Genomic DNA, 22,241 nt, shown 5'->3' on the forward strand with positions numbered 1-22,241 from the left:
CGCCCGAAACAGACTTCGTCTGACGGGGCGTGCCAGCGCTGAAGTTTTTTGCCCAAGGTTGCGACGTCACATTTCCTGGCAGTTGATGAGTCGCCGGCCGTTCTCGGCGTCCGGATGTCGGATCTAAAGTTCCGCGCCGTCGTCGAGTCCCGCTTGCCGGCTCTGGCTCTTCCCGTGATGAACCCCGTCTGCGAGTCCCGAGCGCCCGCGTTGCCATTCCTGTAGTGCAGTCCTGCGGTCAGTGATCTGCCGAAGCCGTCGAGACTGCAGCGTAGAAACGTAGCCGAGACCCGCCCAGTCGCCGGGCCCCTCCGCTGCAATGTCATGGGCGGTGCGGGCTAGTTCTCTCTTGTTGGCAAGGATTCCGCCAACAAGTTGGGAAGCATGTCGACTCATGCTACGAGCCACTTGGACCAGCTCGGGTCGCGAGTGACCTGCCTGCTCACCGCTGAGCTGCTCGGTGAGGTATGCAGTGTTGGCCTGGCGTCCGCGGGTCATGGCGACGTAGAACGTTGCACGGGTGGTCTTTTCGCTCAGCACGGCGTGCGTGGTGTCGGCGGTGGCGCCTTGTGCGGAGTGGACGGTGAGGGCGTACCCGTGGGCGATGTGGTCGCGGAGGTAGTCCTCGTTGAAGACGGTACGGGCGTCGTCGCTGACACGGCGGGCAGCGATCCGCTGGTTGACAGGGTCGATCGCATAGACGCGCCAACGGTTTCCGTTCCGCACTGGGTCGGCATGCGTCGTCGTGTCCGTGGCATCGAAGACGTCAATTGTTAGGTCGTTGCGGCGGCTGATGATCAGGTCGTCGACGGCAATCTGGCGTCCACGTGCAGCAGTCACGGCCGGCGCATTCGGGTCGATGGTCTCGTTGTGGATGCGTTGGTTGAGTGCGTCCGCCATCTCCTTGGTGTCGCAAACGAGCAGACTGTCTTTCCCTGCCGCGGTGTCGCGTCGGTACGCAGTCAAAGCAGCGCTGGCCATGGCGATTTCATCTCCGGCGTGCAGTCGGTCGTTCTTGCGGTACCACTCAATCGCGCGCCGTACCGGCGCCGGTCCCCCATCGCGCAGCGCGAGGGATGCGCTGCGCTCTTCGGGGTCGCACATCCGCCACACTTCAGACAGCTTTTGCGTCCACGGCAGGTCGGCGCAGAGTTGGGCGAACATGCCACCGCGGGCCTTGACCGGGGCGAGCTGGTGCTGATCGCCGACGAGCACGGTCTTGACGCCTACGGTGGTGGTCGCGGAGAGCAGACGGCGGAAGTCGTCGGTGCCAACCATGCCTGCTTCGTCGACGATAACCAGGTCCCTCGGGTTCAGAATGAGGCGTTGACTGTCGATCTCGAGTAGTGCTTTGGCGATGGTGTAGCCGATGTCGCCGGCGCCTTCGCGGACCGCGACATCGACGGCGTTTCCGGTCGGCGCCAACACGATCACACGCCCGTTTCGGCGACGATGCGCCATCGACACTAGCGCCCGCATAGACGTAGTCTTGCCGGCCCCGGCAGGTGCGCTCAGTGGCTGCACCAACCAGGGTGATACGGCGATATTTACCACTGCGCGTTGTTGATCCGGCGATAACACGTCGATGTCGCTCGGCAAGCCCCAGAGTATTGAGTGGGGATCTTCAGCGTCGACCAGGTCGAGCACCGCAGCTTCTTCGGCCAGGATCAGATCTAGAGTGAACCGCTCATGACCCTCGCGCTGGTGCACCTCGCGTGGCGCGGTCAACCGCACCGCGATCTCGTCAACGGCTTCCTCGACCAGCTCGCGTGGCGACCGTGCGGTGTCGACGGGAAGTTGGGCGCCGATGACTTCGACGAGATCAGCTCGGGTGAATGCGGCCTTCTCGATCGTGGCGGCGGCATCGGCGATTCGATGCTGGTCGAACCGTGGCCCGCTCGTGGCTAGACGGTCACGACGGGCACTTCGATGCGCTGTCGAATCGATGCCGAGGCCACGGTTGTCGGTGCGCCATCCGGTCCGCAGTTCCGTCCATGCGAGTTGTTCGGGCTTGCCTGGACGCGTGGCTTTCTGAGCCGCCGCGAGCTGGGATGCCGTCGGCTCGCCGCTCTCCTTCACCGCAAGGTTTCCAGCTGCCCACTCACGCAGTTGTGATGAGCGTTGCGACCACGCGCTGATGCTGTTCGGGTCGATGCCGGCGACTTCGGCCATGCCCGTTCCCGGGTCGACGGGCAACCATTCGTATCCCAAAGATCGGTGCAATTCGCGGCGCAGCGTCGCCTGATAGATGACGCCCGCGGCCTTCGCTTCGTGATACAGCGACGTGCCATCGATCGATACCAGTCGGCCATCGTCGCGGGCTTGCCGGTTGGGCACGATCACGTGGGTGTGCAGGTGCGGATCACCCGCCCGGGAGGTCTCGTGCTGATAAGCGATCGCCACCAAACCCGGCAGTCGGACGAGGTCCTTCTCCCCTGTCACTGGGTTGTGCACGCGGGTGTATCCGGCATGAGTCGCAAGGTATTCCATCGCCTCAGAAATCGCGGTCGCGTGGGCACCTGCGATCGCTTTATCTGTCACGTCATCGGCCCGAAGCGCGCGAATCAACGACACCGATTTGGGGGCACAGAACGTTAGATCGAACCCGTGCACGCTTCCGTTTCGGAACCCGCGACCGGCTGCGCCGTTGGGTGCTTTACCGCCGACTAGCCAGTTCTCGACGACCCCGGGATCGGCCTCTGCACCTACCCGTTCGAGATCCGACAAGCCGACCAGTTCGGCGGCGCGGCGACCGTCACCGGCACACAACCAAACAGGTGTCCGGGTGTCGTGTTCGGAGTAGTACTCCCCCAGCCCTCCGCCGGCAATTTGGGCATCGGCAGCGGCGCGGGCGGTGATGTTGTAGTAGTTGATCGACCAGGCCGACAGCTTGGCAACCGTGAGCATGTCGATCACCGCCTGGACCCGAGATCGCCCGGGGCTCAATAGAGCCGGGCGGCGAACGCAACGTTCGCTACCGCCAATCTCGCACACGCTTGTGCAAATGTGCCATAGGTAAATCAGGTGAGTTTCTCTGAGTTGCTCTGTCAGACAACCTGTTTGGAGACACAGCAGTAACAGACGGAATGTGTTGAGATGGTTGAGACTACAGGGACGTCATGAAGATGTGGGCGATGGCAGTCGTAGGGGTGCATGAGGTGGTGCCGCGGCGTCGAACGTCCGCGGCCCGGATGGCGCTACGCGCGTCGAATCGGTCGAAGCCGGGACGAGACATCGCGTCGAACCGAGCCGTCCGTCGAGGGAGGACCAACGTAGCGCGTGGGGTGCGCTACGCCGGAGGCGACAACCGCGAACGCATAAGTGCGCGGAGCCAAGTACCCCTGGACCTCCCACGCCCACAGAGCCGACGAGCCACCGGACGATGGTCGGCGAGATCGCAGTGGTGGCCGACAGCCCGGGCACTGCCGCAGCACTTCTGCAGCACGTCGATGCTCATGCAGAACGCGTCAGAACATGGCGCTCAACCATCGTCCATATCCGTCGCAATTCGTGATCGAGCAGATCCGCTATCGGGTTCGCAGTGGGTGCATTCAATCCAACTGAAAGGAACCGGCACGGGTTGACCCGAGTCGATTGAGAACCTGTTGCATAGAGTTCCGTTGCGTCTCAGGCCAAATTGCACCAATTCATGAGCTACGAATCGATTTCATTTGACCGTCGCATAGCGGTTCCGAGCGCATTTAGCTGTCAGTTATGCCGGTGACTGCGAGGTCCACTTCACGCCATGGCACGTGGCGCCCCTCAACTCGGCAGGACCAGCCCCGCGACCGTCGAGCGCGGCCCGTCACCAACTCGCGGGCCATCCACAGTTGCCAGGGTTTCTTGGTCTATCGATCGACACAGTGAGAGGTGGTGAATTACATTGGAAGATAACGTGTTCAGCGATCTTCCCCTGCTCATCGCGGTACCGCACGCGGCGAAGCTTCTGGGAATCAGCCGTGCCGCGGCCTACCGGCTCGTCCACTCTGGCGAGCTGCCAGTTCGTCGGCTCGGCGGACGCATCTACGTGGTAACCGCAGGCCTACGCGAGTTGGGAGCGTGATGAAGGGCTCGGTATATCGGCGGGGCACGAAGTGGTACTACAAGTTTCGGCTGCCGCATCGAGATCCCTCGACAGGCCAGTTCCCGTGGGTGACCAAGGGGGGCCACGACACCGAGCGCGAAGCATGGGAGGCCTGCCGCGAGGCGATGCGCGATGCCGACCGCAATCGGATCGTGCGGCCGTCGCAACAGACAGTCGGTGAGTTCGTCACCGACTGGCTGACGGCGGTGCAACCGGCGCTTGACGCCTCCACGTGGCGCAGCTGGAGCGACTATGCCCGGTGGTACGTCATCCCCCACATCGGCGGCGAGTGGCTTCAGGCGCTCAATGAGCCGGTGCTGCTGCAGTTTTACGCGATGCTGCTGGCCAAGGGCCGGGTGAAGCCGAACAACGATGCGGTGATGTACACCCACTGGGCGAAACTGATCGCCAGCGGCAAGTCGCCGCCAACACCGCGCGAGCTGTCCACGGCGTGCGGCACCTCCATCCACGCCGCGCGTGACGCTGTCCGACGCTACAAGGCGGGCCTGACTCCTCGGACCCTCACTCAAGGCCTGGCCCCCAAGACGGTCCGCAACATTCATTCGTTCCTGCACCGGGCACTCGCCGATGCCGTCGCCTGGAAATACATCTCCGAGAATCCGGCGAGCAACGTCAAGCCGCCACGCAACCCACGAACCCGCCGGCAGGTGTGGAAACCCGAGGAGATTCGGACCTTCCTGGCCTCGGCGCGAGAGGACCGTTTCGCAGCACTGTTCCTCCTGGAGTTGACCACTGGGATCCGACGTGGACAGATCTGCGGACTCAAATGGTCGGCGGTCGACCTAGACGCGGGAAAGGTGACGGTGCACGACAACCGGGTGGTCGTCGGTGGCCAAGTCGTGGACAAGGCCGGGGGCAAGACCCGCAACGCCGACCAGACCATCTCCATCGACAAGACGACGGTGGGTGCGCTGCGGCGCTGGCGCGCCCAGCAGGACGCCGAGCGAGAGTTCTTCGGCGACGGCTACCACCCGGGTGACTTCGTGTTCACCTACCCCGACGGGCGTCCTCCACACCCGGATTCGATCCGCCAGCGGTTCGAACGTCTGACGGCCAGGGCTGGGTTGTCTCGCATCACGTTTCACGATCTGCGCCACACCTATGCCACCGGCGCGCTGCGGGCGGGGGTGAGTCCGAAGATTGTCAGCGAGCGCATCGGTCACGCGAACATCGGCTTCTTCCTGGAAACCTACGCTCACGTGCTCGACAACGACGACAGTGAAGCGGCTGAGCAGGCCGCCTCGTTCCTGCTCGGTGACAGCTGGACCGACGGCGACGATGCTCCGGCGAATCTACCTCCGCACGATATAACGTAGAGGTTATACTGGTGTCGAAACGTTGGGACCTGATCCTGCTCGACGAGGTCGAACAGTGGTTCTTCATGCTCGACAGGGAGACGATGGCGGCGGTGACCGGTGCCATCGACCTGTTGGAGCTGGAGGGGCCGACACTGGGCCGGCCGATCGTCGACAAGGTGAACGGCTCGAGGTTTCACAGCATGAAGGAGCTGCGCCCGGCCGGCACGAGCATCCGCGTCCTGTTCATCTTCGACCCGGCTCGGCAGGCGATCCTGCTCCTGGGCGGCGACAAGGCAGGCGACTGGAAGCGCTGGTACGACAGGAACATTCCGATCGCGGACGCACGCTTCGAGAGCTGGCTGGCGACCGAGTACGAAAGGTGATGACCATGGCGCGGAACTGGCGAGACATTCGCGCGGATGCGATCGCTCGCGGTGCGCTGGATGTCGATCGGGCCGGGGCGGCGCGCGAGGAGATGCGTGAGGCCGTCCAGGCGCATCGTCTGGCCGAGATTCGTAAGGCGCTGGGCCACTCCCGACAAGCCGACGTCGCGGCTCTCATGGGCGTTTCTCAGGCCCGCGTTTCAAAGCTCGAAGGTGGAGACCTGTCCCACACCGAGCTTGGCACCCTGCAGGCTTATGTCGCCGCGCTGGGCGGGCAGTTGCGCATCGTCGTCGAGTTCGGTGACGACACCGTCGAATTGACCGCCTGACGCGCGGATGCCACGGGGTCAACTGACCTGGACAGCGCGGAATTCTGGCTCCCAGAGCTGATCCCCCCGACAGCGCCTAGCGCGTCCGACGTGCGATCAACGTGTTGGTCATGTGCAACGAAAGAAGCTGCGAGTCAGGAACGCAGTGCCCTTGACCTAAACGAGAAGTTACGCTGACCGGGCACTTACAGACCTGAAGATGAGATAAGGCATTGTGGGCGATGCAGGCATCAGATGAGAGCGCACAATCAACGACGGGGCGCAGCTACCGCCGTGACCCCAGTCCGTTCTTCAAAAGGCATCGCACCAATCGTTTGATCGACCAACTTGCGGCCGCCCCTGATTTAACGATCTACGCGGGTGCCGGCGTGACAATCGATCAAGGGGGCTTGAGCTGGAGCCAATTAGTGCACCGAGTGGCTATGAGCACCATTGTCAGAGCAAACAATATCGTGAACGACACGGATATCAGAATGCTGGGTACCGCGATCAATCCACTCGAAGCGGCGACAGCCATTCTTCAACATTTCCAAAAAGCCACCGGCGAAAATTTCGATCAAAACGAGGCGAACGACGCATTAATATCCTGCATTGGCTATAGTCTGTATCCCGGTGCGCGGTGGAACGGCGGCGAGTTGGCTCGAGGGATTGCGACCGTCGCTCTAGTCCGTGCGGTCAATGGCATGAAGACCCGCATCATCACCACAAACTATGACACGCTTCTTGAAGCGAACGTTTCTGAGCAGCGGGAGTCTTTTGTCCAATCCTTCGAGCGCTTCGGTTTATCAGATTCAGTACCGGAGCTGGCGATTTACTGCTTAGGCGACGACGAGATGCCCGCAGAAGCTGACGCCCTTAGTCTCATCTACCTGCATGGCCGCATTTCCACGTCTCCGACAGAACCAGCACGCGGCGACATAGCTTTTACGGAAATCGACTACGCGAAGTCCCGGTCGGCGGTATCGACGCTTTTATACGAAACCTTTAAGTACACACCGCTTCTCATTCTCGGCGCCAGTCTCACAGATCCCCCGCTGATAGCTGCCCTGCAGGACACCACTCCTCAGACCGAGGGCAAACAGTCAGACACGCTTTACCACCGGGTAGCGCTCCTGCCCATTCCGGCGATCCAGGAACAGACCCACCAGGAGCTCAATGCCGAAGAGACGCAATCTGTTTGCAAACAGCAAGTGGCGCGGATGAAAGCTCTTGGCGTCGAATTGCTCGTTCCGGATTTCTACTCCTCCGTCGCTCAATTCTGCGACGAACTCGATTGCTCCATGTACCGTCAACTTTGGGGTCCGCAGCGCCCGAAGGCTATTGTCTCACCTTACTGGGATCGCCTTAGTGCTTGGTGGGACGATTGGTACCACACGCGTTATCGGAATCGCGCGCGTCGACGCGCTTTGGATCGCTATCTTCGTCTGTTCCTGACGGAGTTGGCGGCAGATATTCTGGAAGCCACCGGACGAAAAGAGGATTTGAAAGTCGAGCTCTGGTGCATTTGGGACCCATCTGAACAGCGGCGGACGATGAGGTTGTGGGCGAGTTCAGGGTGGCCACGTAGCCAGTGGGACGACGGGGACATCGACTATCTGGAAGCAACATCGCCAATCGCGGAGATCACCCGGGAGTGCGCATACCCCGCGGTACGTGCGCTGATCGAGGGTCACCCGCGATTGTCCGACGCCGGCGAAGTCACGGCCCAGTCCTCGGTGGACAACCCGCACGTCAGCCGGTGGCGGACCTTCCTTGCGGTACCGATCTCGGTATCGGTCGGGTACGGACGCAACGCTGTCGGGGCCGTCACCCTTGCCTCGATGGCCGAAGAGTCGCATCTGAACGCGTCGCAGCCAGCACTGCTGGACAAGTGCGTCCGTCGCATGAGGCACATAGGTCAGATGAGCCTTGGCCTCAGCAAGAAGACCTACAGCACCTACTCAGGGTGATCTGTCCCATGGGAGCGTTCGAGCAACGCCTGGCGCTGGGCCATTTCGCGCCCTAGCTGGGCTGCGAACATCGCCTTTAGATGCTGGTCGCGCCGATCAATTCGCAGAGTCGACGTCAGGCCAGTGCCGATCCCCAAGCCTTCAAGCGCTGGCGCGGCCGTGCGTGGCGACGCGGGCTCTTCCTTACGCTGCGCGCTCGATCCAGTGCGTTTTGTCATCGTATTCCGCTAGCTCTCGTTACCACTCATACCTAATTCGCATCCAACCCGTATCGGTAGCCGTGATGCCATACGTCCCCCAACGTTATCGGGCCCTCGACATATTCAGGATGCCGCCTCCCAGTCGGTCGGTCCGGATTATCGCTAGATCGGTGCCAGACTGGTTTGCGAGCGCTCCAACGACGGGGGTCTCCTTGCCATGGTAGGCGCCGCTCCCGGCCCAGCAACATCAGAGCGACGCCCCGGTTAGAGGAATTGCCGGCGTCGGGAATCCGCCCACCGGAGTCGATGCCCACACCTTGGGTCGACAAGACACGCTCAAACCCTCGCCCCGCATCACTGGCACATTCACAACTGGGTGGTGTACAGGCGGGAAGGCTTACCGGTACCGGAGTCGACCCAACCGTCCGCGGTAACCCGTCCATCACCCGATATCCGACGCCGGAGAGCATCCTCGGTCATGCCCAGTCCGAGCGTGACCCTTGCGCGGTTGAGGCTCGCGACGGTGAACGTACCGTCGTCAGAAAGTGCTGGCGTTATCCACAGCGTGTCAGCCTGAACGCGTCGCCGCATCTCATCGCAGGCGTACGCGAGTATTTCGCCATGGTCGAATCCTAATTCGACGTACTCACCGTTGACCTGAACCTTGTCGCCCACGATTGTTCCCAAAGTCCGGTACGGCGCTTCGGCGGCGAGGGCGACTTCGGACGGCCCAGCCAGACACAGATACGCCAGTGAGCCAACTTTTGTGCGTGGGTCCCGGTTCGGGTTGTCGAAGAAATTTAATCGGGTTAGTGGACGGCGCCGATCGATCGATACTTTGGTCTCCAAGACGCGCCGCGCCGCATCGTCGAATCGGTCATCCCGCCGCACGAAGCCGCCAGGCAGAACCCAGCTGCCGTACTCCGGCCATTCGGTGCGCCTGATCAACAGGACCGAAAGCGAGTTGTCGATCACGCTCGCCACCACGACGTCGGTGGCCATCATCTGACGATCTTCGGCCCACTCGTTCGGATCGTAGCCCGCACTCCACTCGGTGAACGTTTGCGATGGCGGCGGGAGATCACTGCTATCCGGGTGCATCGGCCCACTCTACGGCCCCAAACGATCCAGTGGTCGACCAATCGCGAGAAGACGTCCTTGACTTTTTCCGGTCGCTTACCGATACTGATATCGGTAAGCGATCCCACGATCGTAAGTACTCACTCTCAGGAGGAATAGATGCCCGAGCAGCACATCACTGAGGACCGCACCAGCAGCGACAAAGGTGCACAGACCCGAGAGCACTGGCTGGAAGTGCGCGTGTTCGCACCGCGCGACCCCGAAGAACGCACCTTCGTCTTCGACAGGACCACCACGGTCGGCGCGGCCGCCGAGCAGGTTGCCCGCGACTTCGGTTATGCACCCGGCAACCACACCTTTCAGACCAGTACGGACGATGTTTTGGACCGCACGGTCTCGCTGCACGCAGCGCATGTCCACAACAATCAGCTGCTGGAACTTGTCGATGTCGGTGGCGGGGTCTAGCCCGTGAGCACCGCGACGATCACCCGCGCCGTTCTCGCAGCAGAAATGCCTGCGGTGACGGCGTGGGCATCGCGCCGCGGTTGGACGATTGAGGCCGACGCACCCTCTTTGAGACTGAGCGCTGCCACTGTCCACCCTGTTGTCCAGACAGTGATCGTGTTCTGCGCCGACTTGACCGGTTATCCGGCAACACCACCGGCATGGACCTGTCTGAACGGCACAGGTCACGCGGCGTCAGCAGCGTTTCCCGTCGCCGGCTCCCGAGCAGGTCTCTCCGGCTCGATCTTCCATCCCAACGGAGTGATCTGCGCGCCGTGGAACAGGCTGGCCTACGCCGTGCACGGCGGGCCGCACAACGACTGGGGCGACCTCACCGGGTGGAAGACTGTGACCGGCGGAGTCACGCAGGCACACACCCTCGCTGACATGCTCACGACCCTCGCGTTGCACCTGTCGGCTAGCCGGGCGATCGCCGCATGACCGTCCACCGCCACACACCGTTACCCGTTGCCCCGGCGAGGGGCCGACTCCTCGTCGCCGAGCAAGTCATCGAACCGACCACGCGGGCCCTCCGATCGAGCCGAGGACCAGACGGGCCCCACGAGGGCTTAGTCCTCTGGCTAGGCAGGACCGTCGGCTCCACCTCCATCGTGATGGCGATGGTCTGCCCCGACGCCCGCACCGGGCCCGACTATGTCCTGCTCGACGAGCCGGCCGTCGCCGCCACGTCTCGCACCGCCCGCAATTTCGGGCTCGGTGTCATCGCGCAAGTACACAGCCATCCCGGAACGGACACCCGACACTCCGACGGCGATGACCAACTCATCTTGATGCCCTTCGAGGGAATGTTTTCACTGGTCGTCGCAACCTACGGCGCCAGCGTGATCGCGGCGGGCAATGGCGTGGGACTTCATCAATATCAGAACGGCCAGTGGGTACAGGTGCAAGGCGACGACACGATGGTGATCGTGCCTGCCACCGCACATGCGCCGACACACGAGCAGGGGGCGCGACGGTGAATGCCGAACAGATCGCCCGGTTTTACAGCGCACGCGACGCCCGCACCGTCCAGTACGGCGGCAGCGAACAAGCATTGCAAGTGACCGTGAACCTGATCGCCACTGCTACGAGCACCACCCGCCCCGGCCAAGTGGCGCTACTGGCGCTGGCGAACATGGTCGCGCGCACCCATCGACACATCACCGTCCAGTTGACTCCAGCGCCGTTGCTTGCCGCACCGATGATCGCGGCCTCCTCCATCGAAGAAGCCCTCTGCCGGATGGTGTTCGCCATCAACCCAGCTGCGCTATTGATAATCAACGGGACGCGCACCGACACCAAAGAAATCGACCTTCAGAACGCCGCCCAGGTCGTATCGGTCAGCCTGGGCGGCGGTTTCGGCGACGACTGCGACGTGCGGGTCGGCTGGTCGGGCGGGCGTGCGCAGCTATCGAGTGAAGCAGACGTCGTCAGCGTGGGCGCTGGCGATGCCGACGTCCTGGGTGCGGCGACCGCCGCGTGCCTCGCCGCGGGAGCAGTATTCCACCTCAGCCACGGCCGTGAGGTTCTGTCGTGCGTAGTGAACCTTGCCGAACGCGCCAGTGCGATCGTCGGTCCCCGCCGTGAAGTGGACTCCTTGACACCGTTCGACGGGGTCGGGATCACCAGCGTGAGCGGCCCGCTCGATGTCGGCGACGTCACCATCATCGGCGCGGGCGCAGTAGCTCACGGATTTGCCTGGTGGGCAAGAGAATTCGGCCACCTTGGAAAATGGCGCACGGTGGACGGGGACATCGCAGATGTGTCCAATACCAACCGTTGCCTCGGTATGAGCGCTGCCGACGCTGGATGGCCTGCTGGCCTACCGGGCGCTGAACCACGCGCGAAGGCCGATGTACTCGCGGCGATGATCGCCGCGGAATCTGTGCCGACATGGTTCGACGAGTGGTCCCAGACCGACCCGCCGAGAAGTGACCTGACACTCATTCTGGCCAACGAACGCGGCGTTCGGGCCGATGCGGCCTCCCGTGGAGAGCCCATCCTGCTGCACGCCACAACATCCCCGAGTTGGACAGCCGAATTGCACCGACACCTGCCAGACGTCGACGATTGCCCAGCATGTCGCATACCGCACAACGCCTCGGCCACATTTCTCTGCTCCACCGGCCCGACTGAGCCCGGACCCGAATCCGGTGACGCCGCCCTACCGTTTCTCTCAGCAGCAGCTGGCTTGATGCTGACGACAGCCCTTCAGCAGCTGTCTCCAACCCATCCACTCCTGAAGGGTCGTCACAACCACTGGCGTATGTGCTTTGAGCGGGCAGTCCAACTCCGCGGGTCGGTACACCCAGCACACTGCCCCCACACTCTCCCGGCCCGGGCGCGCGGCATCATCCAGGCAGATCAACCGCGACAACACGACCAACTGGACGTGACCAACTAGCGGTGCCCGCGGGGTGAGCGGCCGACTGCGCCATCTGCCCACGCAAACGGTTATTCATCGATGCCGTCCGGAGAGATGGGTTCTCCTTCGGCATGTGACAACGCCGCCGTATTGACCGCGAGCAAACTTCCGTCTCTCAGCCCAAGACCCCTGCTTCAGCGCCCGTTGACCACATTTTAGGCTGCTCCCAGCCGGTAGTTAGACAGCCTTATGTTCCCATTTATGTTCCCAAATGGCATGAAAATGGCCCTCAGAGAGGTCTCTGAGGGCCATTTCCGCTGGTAGCGGGGACAGGATTCGAACCTGCGACCTCTGGGTTATGAGCCCAGCGAGCTACCGAGCTGCTCCACCCCGCGTCGGTGAACGCAACGTTACCCAACGTCGACCAGTGCTTCCAAATCGGGTGCTCAGAGGCATATTCGTTGCCCTGGGAACGATGTCACGAACGCTGAGCCCGCCGTCACGAGTTCGTCACACGCCCCCGGTATTCACTTGCGTCTCAGACCGGAAGTCGACAGGCTCGTTGGAGATGAAACGAAAACACACCCGCCGCTTCGCCGCGGCCGCGATGGTCGCCGCGGTCGCCCTCGGTACGACAGCCTGTGACAACGAATCGGGCCTGGACACAAGCAAACCCGCCGCGTCGGTACCCGCTCTGCCGGGTGTCACGGCGACCACGAGCACCAAGCCCAAGGCCGCCCCCGTCGACTACACCCGCCTGCTGCTGCAGGCCGGCGACATCTCCGCCACCGGCGACGCCTTCGTCGACCAGCCGCCGACCCCCAACCCGGACAGCCGGCCCGGCGCCGAGGTGCTGTTCGTCAACGAGGAGCAGACCAAGGCCGTCAGCATCCTGCTGGTCGCCCTCGACAACCCCGCCGCCGGACCCTCCGCCCTCGCCGAGGCCCAGGCCAGCCTGCAGAAGGCCGTCACGCCCGGCCCTCCGCAGCCCTCGATCGTCGGCACCGGCGGCACCGTGGTCGCCGGCAACTCCCCCGACGGCAAGAAGTCAGTGAGCGTCCTGCTGTTCACCGAGGGCTCCACTCTGGCGCGCATCGAGTTCGACGGCCTGCCCGGCCAGCCCGCCGCGGCCGACTTCGTCACCAACGTCGGCCAGAAGCAAGCCATCGCCCTGCGCGTCGGTCTGCCCACGCCTTAACGGCGCGCCGGCACCGGCACCCGCATCAGATCCTCCGCCACCACCAGCTCGCCGGAGAACACCGCGGCGGCCTCCTCGGCGTACCGCAATGCGGCGCCGACGTAGCGCTGTGAGAAGTGCGTCAGCACCAGTGTGCCCACCCCACACTCCGACGCCACCGCGGCCGCCTGCCGCGCCGTCAGGTGCCCGTACCGGTGCGCCAGATCCTCGTCCTCAGTCAGGAACGTCGCTTCGATCACCAACATGTCGGCGCCGTCGGCGAGCGCGTACACCCCATCGCAGAGCCGGGTGTCCATCACGAACGCGAACCGCTGCCCCGGCCGCGGCTCACTGACTTGCGCCACATCGACCACCCGGTCCCCCACCCGCAGCGATCCCGCGCGTTCCAACTCACCCACCAACGGCCCGCTGATCCCGAAGCGGGACAACAACTCCGGAATGAATCGCCGACCGTCCGGCTCGACCAGCCGGTAGCCGAACACATCGGTCGAATGCTCCAACGCGGCAGCTTCGAGCACACCGAACGGGCCGATCGCAACAACACCGTCGGCAGAGACCGGCTGCTCGCGCACCTCCACCCGGTCATAGAACACCGAGGCGTGCCGCAACCGGTCGAAGTATTCGCGGCCTGATGCCGGAAAGTGTGCAACCAGAGGGTGATCCACCTGATCGAGTGACGCCCGCTGGATGATGCCGGGCACCCCGAGACAGTGGTCGCCGTGGAAATGCGTGAGGCACAACCGGTTCACCGCACTGACCGACACCCCGGCCAGCATCATCTGGCGCTGGGTGCCCTCGCCGGGATCGAAGAGGATGCCCTCGTCGTCCCAGCGCAGCAAGTAACCGTTGTGGTTGCGGTAGCGGGTCGGCACCTGACTGGCGGTGCCGAGCACTACCAACTCACGCATGCGGCACCTTCGCTACTTGGCGGCCTCGTACTTCTTCATCGCGTCGTCGAGGCGTTGCAGCGCATCACCGTAATCGGCGAAGTTACCGTTCTTTTGGGCTTCCTGCACCGCGCCCAGCGCCGTCTCGACGTCGTTCAGTGCCGCAGACTTCGACGGCGACAACGTCGTCGGGACACCCGGCGTGGCCGGCACCCCCGCCACCGGCGTCGGCACCTCAGGCGCGCTGCCCGGCGCCGGTGCCGGAGCAGCAGGCGGTCGGGAGCCCGGTGGCTGACCGCCAGGTGGACTGGCCGGGGCCGGACCGGTGGCTGTCGCACCCGCGCCGGCACCGAAGATGCCGTCCAGCGCGGTGCTGACCGTCGGGCCGTAGCCGACCTTGTCGTTGTACATCATCGCCACCCGGATCAAGCGCGGATACGACGACGCGGCATCACTGCTGCCCGGTGAGGCATACACCGGCGACACGTAGATCAGGCCGCCCTGCCCGACCGGCAGGGTCAGCAGATTGCCCCACCGTATTCGGTTCTGATTGTCGCGGCCGATCACGCCGAGGTCTTGGCTGACCGCCGTATCGGTGCTGATCGCGTTGAACGCCAGCTTCGGGCCGTTGACCTGACCCGGAATGGTCAGCACCGTGATGCGGCCATACGTGTCGGGGTCGGAACTGGCGCTGATGTAGGCGGCCAGGAAGTCCCGCCGGAACCGGTTCATCGCGCTGGTCAGCTGGAACGACGCCGTATCGGTATTGCGGGCAAGGTCTTTGGCGACGATGTAGTACGGCGGCTGGTAGCTGCTGGCGGTCGGGTTGGGGTCCAGCGGCACGTCCCAGAAATCCGAGGTGGAGAAGAACGTCACCGGGTCGTCGACGTGGTACTTGGCCAGCAGCATGCGCTGAACCTTGAACAGGTCCTCCGGATAGCGAAGGTGCGCAGCCAGATCCGGCGTTATGTCGCTCTTGGGCTTGACCGTGCCCGGGAACACCGCCATCCACGCCTTCAGCACCGGGTCGCTCTCGTCCTGGGCGTAGAGCGTCACGGTGCCGTCGTAGGCATCGACGGTGGCCTTGACCGAGTTGCGGATGTAGGACACCTGCTTGTCCGGCGCCAACCGGTTGACGGCCACCTCGTTGGAGTCAGCGGTGGCCGACGACAGCGAGGTCAACTCCGAGTACGGATAGTTGTCCAAGGTGGTGTAGCCGTCGATGACCCACACCATCCTCTTGTTCACGATCGCCGGGTACACCGTGCTGTCGGTGGTCAGCCACGGCGCCACCGCCTCGACCCGCTGCGCGGGGTCGCGATTGAACAAGATCTTGCTGTTGTTGCCGATCACGTTGGAGAACAAGAAGTTCCGCTCGGCGAACTTGGCAGCGAACACGCTGCGCGTCAGCCAGTTGCCGATCGGCACACCGCCGGCGCCGGTGTAGGTGTAGTTCTTGGTCTCGGTGTTGGTCTCGTAGTCGTACTCGCGGTCGGCGCCGTTCTTGCCGACGATCGCGTAGTCCGCAGCGGTGTTGGAGATGACCGGGCCGAAGTACACCCGCGGCTGATCCAGCGGTGCCGGGCCGGGCGAGACGACGTTGCCGTTGGCCCCGACCACGCTGGCCAGGAACTCCGGATAACCGCCATTCTGGTTGGGGTCGTTGGCGATTCCGCGCACCGTGTTGGCCGGCGAAGCGATGAAGCCGTTGCCGTGGGTGTAGACGGTGTGCCGGTTGATCCAGTCCCGCTGGTTGTCCTGCAACCGGTCCGGGTTGAGTTCGCGGGCGGCGACGACATAGTCGCGCAACTGCCCGTCAGGACCCTGATAGCGGTCGATCGAAAGCTGGTCGGGGAAGTAGTAGAAGTTCTTGCCCTGCTGGAACTGGGTGAACGCCGGGCTGATGATCGTGGGATCCAGCACCCGGATGTTGGACGTGGTCGCCCGGTCCGAGGCCACCTGCTGCGCGGTGGTCGGCGCGGTGCCGCTGTAGTCCCGGTACGTCACATGGTCGTTGGTCAGCCCGTACGCCTGCCGGGTCGCGGCGATACTGCGACTGATGTATTCGCTTTCCTTCTGCGCGGCATTGGGTTTGACGCTGATCTGCTCGACGACCAGCGGCCAGCCCGCCCCGACGATCAGCGAGCTCAGCAGCAACAGCACCAAGCCGATCGCGGGGATTCGCAGATCCCGCAACACGAGGGCGGAGAACACCGCGGCCGCGCAGATCAGGGCGATGGCCAGCAGGATCAGCTTGGCGGGCAGCACAGCGTTGATGTCGGTGTAGCCGGCGCCGGTGAACGGCTTACCACCGCGGGTGTGGCTGAGCAGTTCGTAGCGGTCCAACCAGTAGGCGAAAGCCTTGAGCAACACCAGCGTGCCGATCAGGGCCACCAGCTGAATACGGGCGGGGCGGCTCAGGACGCCGCTGCGGCCGGCCAACCGGATCCCGCCGAAGATGTAGTGACTGACCAGGTTGGCCAGGAACGCCAGGAACAGCGCGACGAACAGGTAGGACAGCACCAGCCGGTAAAACGGCAGATCGAACGCATAGAACCCGAGGTCCTTGCCGAACTGCGGGTCGGTGATGCCGAAGTCACCGCCGTGAAGGAACAACTGCACCCGTGCCCAGTAGCTCTGCGCCACCGCCCCGGACAGAACACCGATGACAACGGGAATCCCGAAGCCGAACAGCCGAAGCCGGGCCATCACCGCGGTCCGGTAGCGCGCCACCGGATCATTCGGCCCGACCGTCGGCACGAACACCGGCCGGGTGCGGTAGGCCAACGCCAGTCCGGCGAAGACGATCGCGCCCACCCCCAGGGCGGCCACCAGGAACACCACGAGGCGGGTGACCAGCACGGTGGAGAACACCGAGCGGTAGCCCAGCTCGCCGAACCACAACCAGTCCACGTAGGTGTCGACCAATCGTGGCCCCACCAGCAACAGCACGACGACTGTGAGCGCAATACCGATCAGAATCCGGCTGCGCCGAGTCAGCTTCGGCATCCTGGCGCCGGGCCGCATACTCACCTGTCAGGCTCCTGAGTCTTGTCGGGCGGCCGCGCCGCGCCGAGGCAGCAGTACGGCCACAACTCTACGCATCGCAAGAACGATGCGGTCCTGCAGCAATGAGCTAGCAGCTGGGCGGACGCCCACCGGAGGTCAGCGCGTGCAACGAATCGACCGCGGTGCTCAACGTGTCGACCTTCACCAATTCCATCCCGTCGTCACGCATCGACTTGGCCTCATCGCAGTTCTCGGCGGGCACCAGGAACACGCTCGCGCCGGCCTCCTGAGCAGCCAGCATCTTGTGGGTGATGCCGCCGATCGGGCCCACCTTGCCGTCCGCGCTGATCGTTCCGGTGCCGGCGATGAACTTCGATCCGTTCAGGTCGCCGGTGGTCAGCTTGTCGATGACGGCGAGGCTGAACATCAATCCGGCGGACGGGCCGCCGATGTTCGCCAGGTTGAAATCGATCTTGAACGGCGCCCACGGTGCGTCGAGCACCGCCACCCCGAGATAGCCGTAATCACGATCTTGGTTGTGGCCCAAGGTGATTCGCGCGACGCCCGGCGGGGCGTTCTTGCGGCGGTAGTCGATGGCGATTTCCTGGCCGGGCTTGGTGGCCTTCAGCAGCGCGGTGAACTCGGCGATGTTCGCTACCGGCTTACCGTCGACGGCGTCGATCGCGTCGCCGTCCTGCAGTTTGCCTGCCGACGGCCCGGGATCGTTGACCTTCTCCACCCGCACCGCGGAGGGGTACTTCAGGTATCCCAGCGCCGCGTACTCCGCGCTGTCCTCGGACCGCTTGAAGTCAGCGTCCTGGTCCTTCTCGACGTCCTCGCGCGACTTGTCCGGCGGGAACACCAGATCCCGCGGAACCAGCTGCTCACGGCCCGACACCCACAAGGTCAGCGCCTGCCCCAGCGTCAGCCCGTCGCGCTGCGCGACGGTGGTCATGTTCAGGTGCCCCGAGGTGGGATGGGTCTCGGTGCCGTCGATGGCCACCACCTCCTTGCCGTCGACCTCACCGAGGGTGTTGAACGTCGGCCCCGGGCCCAGCGACACGTAGGGCACCGTCACGACCGCCAGCAGCACACCGAAGACGACAATCGGCACGAGCGCCGTCAGCAGCGTCAGAATCCGCCTGTTCACGCCGCCAACATTAGATGCGGCGGGCAGGAGCGCAGCGACCCGGGGAAATAGCCGGAGCCCCTGGCGGCCCCGGTTCACTGACAGCGTGATCGCCGGTTACGCGCCAGCGATCCAGGATGAGTACGGTTGAGACATGTCTGACCTGCCGTTCGGCTTCTCCGCGGGAGACGACCCCGACCGCGACAAGCCGAAAAAGGATCCGAACCCCGGCCCCGGTGACCCGTTCGGCTTCGCCGGCGGCGACTTCAACATGGCCGACCTCGGTCAGATCTTCACCAAGCTCGGCCAGATGTTCAGCGGCGCCGGTAACCCGATGGCCGGCGGTTCGGGACCGGTCAACTACGACGTGGCCCGCCAGCTCGCGTCGAGCTCGATCGGCTTCGTCGCTCCCATCCCGTCGGCCACCAGCACCGCCGTCGCCGACGCCGTGCACCTGGCCGACACCTGGCTGGACGGGGCGACCGCGCTGCCCGCCGGGGCGACCAAAGCCGTCGCATGGACCCCCAACGACTGGGTCGACGGCACGCTGGACCGCTGGAAGCGCTTGTGCGACCCGATGGCCGAGCAGATCTCGTCGGTATGGGCGCAGTCGTTGCCCGAGGAAGCCAAGGCGATGGCCGGTCCCCTGATGGCGATGATGACCCAGATGGGCGGCATGGCGTTCGGTTCGCAGCTGGGCCAGGCGCTCGGGAAGCTGTCGCGCGAGGTGCTGACGTCCACCGACATCGGCCTGCCGCTGGGACCGACCGGCGTCGCCGCCCTGCTGCCGGAGGCCATCGAGACCCTGTCCGAGGGTCTCGAGCAGCCGCGCAGCGAGGTCATGACGTTCCTGGCCGCGCGCGAGGCGGCTCATCATCGGCTGTTCAGCCATGTGCCGTGGCTCTCCAGCCAGCTGCTCAACGCCGTCGAGGCGTACGCCAAGGGCATGAAGATCGACATCAGCGGCCTCGAGGAACTGGCGCAGGGCATCAACCCGGCCGCACTGACCGACCCGGCCGCCATGGAACAGCTGCTCAGCCAGGGCATGTTCGAACCGAAAGCCACCCCGGAGCAGACCGCGGCGCTCGAGCGGCTGGAGACCATGCTGGCGCTGATCGAGGGCTGGGTGCAGACCGTGGTCACCGCCGCACTCGGTGAACGCATTCCCGGCACCGCCGCGCTCTCGGAGATGCTGCGACGCCGCCGGGCCACCGCCGGACCTGCGGAACAGACCTTCGCGACGCTGGTCGGGCTGGAACTGCGGCCCCGCAAGATGCGGGAGGCCGCGGCGCTGTGGGAGCGGCTCACCGACGCCGTCGGCATCGACGCGCGCGACGCCGTCTGGCAGCATCCGGATCTGCTGCCCAGCTCCGCCGACCTCGACGAGCCGGCCGGCTTCATCGACCGGATCATCGGCGGGGACACCAGCGGCGTGGACATCGACTCGGCGATCGCGGAGTTCCAGAAAGCAGAAGACGAGAAGGCCGAGGCCGAGGACAAGAAGCCCACGGAGTCCGGGGAGGACGACAAGTAGTTCCGACGGCCCTGTGGATAGCTGAGCCGGGCGGCGCCCCCGTGGTGCCACAGTCGGCAGGTGCTCTACGCGCTCGACCCGGCGATGCCGGTGCTGTTGCGACCCGACGACGCGGTGCAGGTCGGCTGGGATCCCCGCCGCGCCGTGCTGGTTCGCCCACCTGACGGAGTGACACCCGCCGCGCTGGCCAGCCTGCTGCGCGGCATGCAGGTTCCGCTCGGCAAGCCCGAACTGCAGCGACTGGCCGCCACGCACGGACTCGCCGACAACCTCGACCAACTGTTGGACGCGCTGGAAACCCGCGGCGTCGTCCGCGGCCGGGCCCGGCCCACCGCTGCGCGCGCACTGTCGATCCGGGTGCACGGCAGCGGCCCCCTGGCCGATCTTCTGCTCGAGGCGCTGCGCTGTTCCGGGGCGCGGATCGCGCAGACCAGTCACACCGGCGCCGCGCTGTCGACGGCCCGCGCCGACATGGTCGTGCTGACCGATTACCTGGTGGCCGATCCCCGGCTGGTGCGTGACCTGCACACCATCGGGGTCCCGCACCTGCCGGTCCGGGTGCGCGACGGCGCCGGGCTGGTCGGCCCGCTGGTGATCCCCGGGGTGACGAGCTGTCTGGCCTGCGCCGACCTGCACCGCACCGACCGGGACGGCGCCTGGCCCGCGGTGGCCGCTCAGCTACGGGACGTGATCGGTACCGCCGACCGTCCGACCGTTCTAGCAACCGCCGCAGTCGCGCTCGGCCAGTTGCAGCGCATCATCACCGCGGTGCGCGGACAGGAAGCCGCCGGCGCTCCCCCGACGACCCTGAACACCACCCTGCAGGTCGATGTGAGTAACAACACGATCACGGCTCGCCGCTGGTCACGGCATCCACGCTGCGAATGCTGACATCCATGGTTGCCAGGAGACCGCCGTCAGGGATGATGGTCTGGTGGCAGACATCAAGCGAGGCCGCGCGGCCCGCAACGTCAAGCTGGCGACCATCCCGGTCGGCTTCGCCGGCAGGGCGGCGCTGGGCTTGGGCAAACGACTGACCGGTAAGTCGAAAGACGAGGTCCAGGCCGAGCTGTTGGAGAAGGCTGCCAACCAGTTGTTCACCGTGCTCGGTGAGCTCAAGGGCGGAGCCATGAAGGTCGGCCAGGCGCTGTCCGTGATGGAAGCCGCCATCCCCCCGGAGTTCGGCGAGCCCTACCGCGAGGCCCTGACCAAGCTGCAGAAGGACGCTCCGCCACTGCCGGCGGCGAAGGTGCATCGCGTGCTCGACGGCCAACTCGGCACCAAATGGCGTGAGCGCTTCCAGTCTTTCGACGACACCCCGGTCGCGTCGGCCAGCATCGGCCAGGTGCACAAGGGGGTGTGGTCGGACGGTCGCGAGGTGGCGGTCAAGATCCAGTACCCCGGCGCCGACGAGGCACTGCGCGCCGACCTGAAGACCATGCAACGTCTGGTCAGTGTGTTCAAACAACTCGCGCCGGGCGCCGATGTGGAGGGCGTGGTCGACGAGCTCATCGAACGCACCGAGATGGAGTTGGACTACCGGCTCGAGGCCGACAATCAGCGCGCCTTCGCGAAGGCCTATCAAGGCCATCCGCATTTCGTCGTGCCGCATGTGGTCGCCAGCGCGCCGAAGGTGATGATCTCCGAGTGGATCGACGGCACCCCGATGGCGCAGATCATCCGGGATGGCACGCCCGACGAGCGAGACCTCTGTGGCACAAGGCTTATCGAGCTCACCTTCGACGCACCGGCACGGCTCGGCATGATCCACGGGGACGCGCATCCCGGAAACTTCATGATGCTGCCCGACGGCCGGATGGGCGTCATCGACTTCGGCGCGGTCGGCCCGCTGCCGGATGGACTACCCGTCGAGATCGGTCAGATCATCTGTCTGGCCCGCGACAAGAAGTACGACGAACTGCTGCCCGCGATGGAACGCGTCGGCTTCATCCAGAAAGGTGAGCAGGTCTCGGTCCGCGAGATCGACGACATGCTGCGCCAGTACGTCGAGCCCATCGAGGTCGACGTCTTTCACTACACCCGCCGGTGGCTGCAGAAGATGGCAGCGGCGAATATGAACGTCTCAGCGGAGCAGATCAGGACCGCCCGGGCGATGGATCTGCCGGCCAAACTGGCAATCCCGCTGCGGGTGATCGCGTCGACCGTGGCGATCTCGTGTCAGCTCGACGCCCACGTTCCGACTCGGGAGCTGGCTGCGAAGTTCGTGCCAGGATTCGTCGAGCCCGAGCCGGCGCACTAGCCGGCTCGGAC

General features: G+C 64.7%; 18 protein-coding genes and 1 tRNA gene. 13 read left to right on the plus strand and 6 right to left on the minus strand.

The window, feature by feature from the left end:
- Nucleotides 1–123 precede the first annotated feature (123 nt).
- A complete protein-coding gene (mobF, locus tag AB4879_RS16910; protein ID WP_370508831.1) occupies nt 124–2,907 on the minus strand; it encodes a MobF family relaxase in 2,784 nt (927 codons plus the stop codon).
- A gap of 988 nt (nt 2,908–3,895) precedes the next feature.
- Here mobF and AB4879_RS16915 point away from each other — a divergent pair.
- The 5 genes from AB4879_RS16915 to AB4879_RS16935 all read left to right on the plus strand — a co-directional run bounded on the left by AB4879_RS16915 (nt 3,896) and on the right by AB4879_RS16935 (nt 8,064).
- Nucleotides 3,896–4,063 carry a helix-turn-helix domain-containing protein gene (locus tag AB4879_RS16915; protein WP_370508832.1) on the plus strand — a complete coding sequence of 56 codons (168 nt, stop codon included), beginning with the start codon at nt 3,896–3,898 and terminating at the stop codon, nt 4,061–4,063.
- Nucleotides 4,063–5,421 (plus strand): tyrosine-type recombinase/integrase, encoded by a 1,359-nt coding sequence (locus tag AB4879_RS16920; protein ID WP_370508515.1) that lies wholly within the window; start codon nt 4,063–4,065, stop codon nt 5,419–5,421. The genes AB4879_RS16915 and AB4879_RS16920 overlap by 1 nt, the downstream gene beginning before the upstream one ends.
- Nucleotides 5,422–5,486: 65 nt before the next feature.
- Entirely contained in the window at nt 5,487–5,786 is a 300-nt protein-coding gene (locus tag AB4879_RS16925) for a type II toxin-antitoxin system RelE/ParE family toxin (RefSeq protein ID WP_370508833.1), read from the plus strand.
- Entirely contained in the window at nt 5,786–6,115 is a 330-nt protein-coding gene (locus tag AB4879_RS16930; RefSeq protein ID WP_370508516.1) for an XRE family transcriptional regulator, read from the plus strand. Before AB4879_RS16925 ends, AB4879_RS16930 begins: the two co-directional genes overlap by 1 nt.
- A 221-nt stretch (nt 6,116–6,336) precedes the next feature.
- Nucleotides 6,337–8,064 (plus strand): SIR2 family protein, encoded by a 1,728-nt coding sequence (locus tag AB4879_RS16935; RefSeq protein ID WP_370508517.1) that lies wholly within the window; start codon nt 6,337–6,339, stop codon nt 8,062–8,064.
- A gap of 566 nt (nt 8,065–8,630) precedes the next feature.
- Here AB4879_RS16935 and AB4879_RS16940 read toward each other — a convergent pair.
- Complete coding sequence (locus tag AB4879_RS16940; protein WP_370508518.1) at nt 8,631–9,266, minus strand: NUDIX domain-containing protein; 636 nt, start codon at nt 9,264–9,266, stop codon at nt 8,631–8,633.
- A gap of 237 nt (nt 9,267–9,503) precedes the next feature.
- Here AB4879_RS16940 and AB4879_RS16945 point away from each other — a divergent pair, with 237 nt between their 5' ends.
- From AB4879_RS16945 to AB4879_RS16960, 4 genes are read left to right on the plus strand one after another with little or no spacing between them, the layout of a single operon-like run.
- Nucleotides 9,504–9,809 (plus strand): hypothetical protein, encoded by a 306-nt coding sequence (locus AB4879_RS16945; RefSeq protein ID WP_370508519.1) that lies wholly within the window; start codon nt 9,504–9,506, stop codon nt 9,807–9,809.
- A 3-nt stretch (nt 9,810–9,812) separates the two neighbouring features.
- Nucleotides 9,813–10,289 (plus strand): hypothetical protein, encoded by a 477-nt coding sequence (locus tag AB4879_RS16950; protein ID WP_370508520.1) that lies wholly within the window; start codon nt 9,813–9,815, stop codon nt 10,287–10,289.
- The gene (locus tag AB4879_RS16955) at nt 10,286–10,828 is read left to right on the plus strand and encodes a Mov34/MPN/PAD-1 family protein (RefSeq protein ID WP_370508521.1); all 543 of its coding nucleotides are present in this window, start codon (nt 10,286–10,288) and stop codon (nt 10,826–10,828) included. Before AB4879_RS16950 ends, AB4879_RS16955 begins: the two co-directional genes overlap by 4 nt.
- On the plus strand, nt 10,825–12,252 hold the full coding sequence (locus AB4879_RS16960) for a hypothetical protein (RefSeq protein ID WP_370508522.1): 1,428 nt from the start codon (nt 10,825–10,827) through the stop codon (nt 12,250–12,252). Before AB4879_RS16955 ends, AB4879_RS16960 begins: the two co-directional genes overlap by 4 nt.
- Nucleotides 12,253–12,531: 279 nt before the next feature.
- Here AB4879_RS16960 and AB4879_RS16965 read toward each other — a convergent pair.
- Nucleotides 12,532–12,608 (minus strand) — tRNA-Met (locus AB4879_RS16965).
- 173 nt (nt 12,609–12,781) lie between these two features.
- Between AB4879_RS16965 and AB4879_RS16970 the strand changes: the two genes are divergently transcribed.
- Nucleotides 12,782–13,411, plus strand: a complete 630-nt coding sequence (locus AB4879_RS16970; protein ID WP_370508523.1) for a hypothetical protein — start codon at nt 12,782–12,784, stop codon at nt 13,409–13,411.
- Here AB4879_RS16970 and AB4879_RS16975 read toward each other — a convergent pair.
- The 3 genes from AB4879_RS16975 to AB4879_RS16985 form a co-directional block, all read right to left on the minus strand.
- Nucleotides 13,408–14,319 (minus strand): ribonuclease Z, encoded by a 912-nt coding sequence (locus tag AB4879_RS16975; protein WP_370508524.1) that lies wholly within the window; start codon nt 14,317–14,319, stop codon nt 13,408–13,410. The genes AB4879_RS16970 and AB4879_RS16975 overlap by 4 nt on opposite strands.
- 12 nt (nt 14,320–14,331) lie before the next feature.
- A complete protein-coding gene (locus tag AB4879_RS16980) occupies nt 14,332–17,331 on the minus strand; it encodes a UPF0182 family protein (protein WP_370508525.1) in 3,000 nt (999 codons plus the stop codon).
- Between the two features lie 103 nt (nt 17,332–17,434).
- A complete protein-coding gene (locus AB4879_RS16985) occupies nt 17,435–18,457 on the minus strand; it encodes a PDZ domain-containing protein (RefSeq protein ID WP_370508526.1) in 1,023 nt (340 codons plus the stop codon).
- Between the two features lie 133 nt (nt 18,458–18,590).
- Here AB4879_RS16985 and AB4879_RS16990 point away from each other — a divergent pair, with 133 nt between their 5' ends.
- From AB4879_RS16990 to AB4879_RS17000, 3 genes are all read left to right on the plus strand, one after another.
- Nucleotides 18,591–19,970, plus strand: coding sequence for a zinc-dependent metalloprotease (locus tag AB4879_RS16990; RefSeq protein WP_370508527.1), 1,380 nt, complete (start codon nt 18,591–18,593; stop codon nt 19,968–19,970).
- Nucleotides 19,971–20,054: 84 nt separating this feature from the next.
- Nucleotides 20,055–20,861: a TOMM precursor leader peptide-binding protein gene (locus tag AB4879_RS16995; RefSeq protein ID WP_370508834.1), complete on the plus strand. Its 807-nt coding sequence runs from the start codon at nt 20,055–20,057 to the stop codon at nt 20,859–20,861.
- Between the two features lies 1 nt (nt 20,862).
- Nucleotides 20,863–22,230, plus strand: a complete 1,368-nt coding sequence (locus AB4879_RS17000) for an AarF/ABC1/UbiB kinase family protein (protein ID WP_102807420.1) — start codon at nt 20,863–20,865, stop codon at nt 22,228–22,230.
- Nucleotides 22,231–22,241 lie beyond the last annotated feature (11 nt).

Source organism: Mycobacterium sp. SA01 (genome assembly GCF_041287105.1).
In the GTDB taxonomy this organism is placed as follows: Bacteria; Actinomycetota; Actinomycetes; order Mycobacteriales; family Mycobacteriaceae; genus Mycobacterium.

Excerpts from the sequence above, each read along its gene's own strand:
- mobF (WP_370508831.1), bottom strand. The coding sequence starts at position 2,907 with ATGCTCACGGTTGCCAAGCTGTCGGCCTGGTCGATCAACTACTACAAC.
- AB4879_RS16920 (WP_370508515.1), top strand. The coding sequence starts at position 4,063 with ATGAAGGGCTCGGTATATCGGCGGGGCACGAAGTGGTACTACAAGTTT.
- AB4879_RS16925 (WP_370508833.1), top strand. The coding sequence starts at position 5,487 with ATGCTCGACAGGGAGACGATGGCGGCGGTGACCGGTGCCATCGACCTG.
- AB4879_RS16930 (WP_370508516.1), top strand. The coding sequence starts at position 5,786 with ATGACCATGGCGCGGAACTGGCGAGACATTCGCGCGGATGCGATCGCT.
- AB4879_RS16935 (WP_370508517.1), top strand. The coding sequence starts at position 6,337 with ATGCAGGCATCAGATGAGAGCGCACAATCAACGACGGGGCGCAGCTAC.
- AB4879_RS16940 (WP_370508518.1), bottom strand. The coding sequence starts at position 9,266 with ATGGCCACCGACGTCGTGGTGGCGAGCGTGATCGACAACTCGCTTTCG.
- AB4879_RS16945 (WP_370508519.1), top strand. The coding sequence starts at position 9,504 with ATGCCCGAGCAGCACATCACTGAGGACCGCACCAGCAGCGACAAAGGT.
- AB4879_RS16955 (WP_370508521.1), top strand. The coding sequence starts at position 10,286 with ATGACCGTCCACCGCCACACACCGTTACCCGTTGCCCCGGCGAGGGGC.
- AB4879_RS16970 (WP_370508523.1), top strand. The coding sequence starts at position 12,782 with ATGAAACGAAAACACACCCGCCGCTTCGCCGCGGCCGCGATGGTCGCC.
- AB4879_RS16975 (WP_370508524.1), bottom strand. The coding sequence starts at position 14,319 with ATGCGTGAGTTGGTAGTGCTCGGCACCGCCAGTCAGGTGCCGACCCGC.
- AB4879_RS16990 (WP_370508527.1), top strand. The coding sequence starts at position 18,591 with ATGTCTGACCTGCCGTTCGGCTTCTCCGCGGGAGACGACCCCGACCGC.
- AB4879_RS16995 (WP_370508834.1), top strand. The coding sequence starts at position 20,055 with ATGCCGGTGCTGTTGCGACCCGACGACGCGGTGCAGGTCGGCTGGGAT.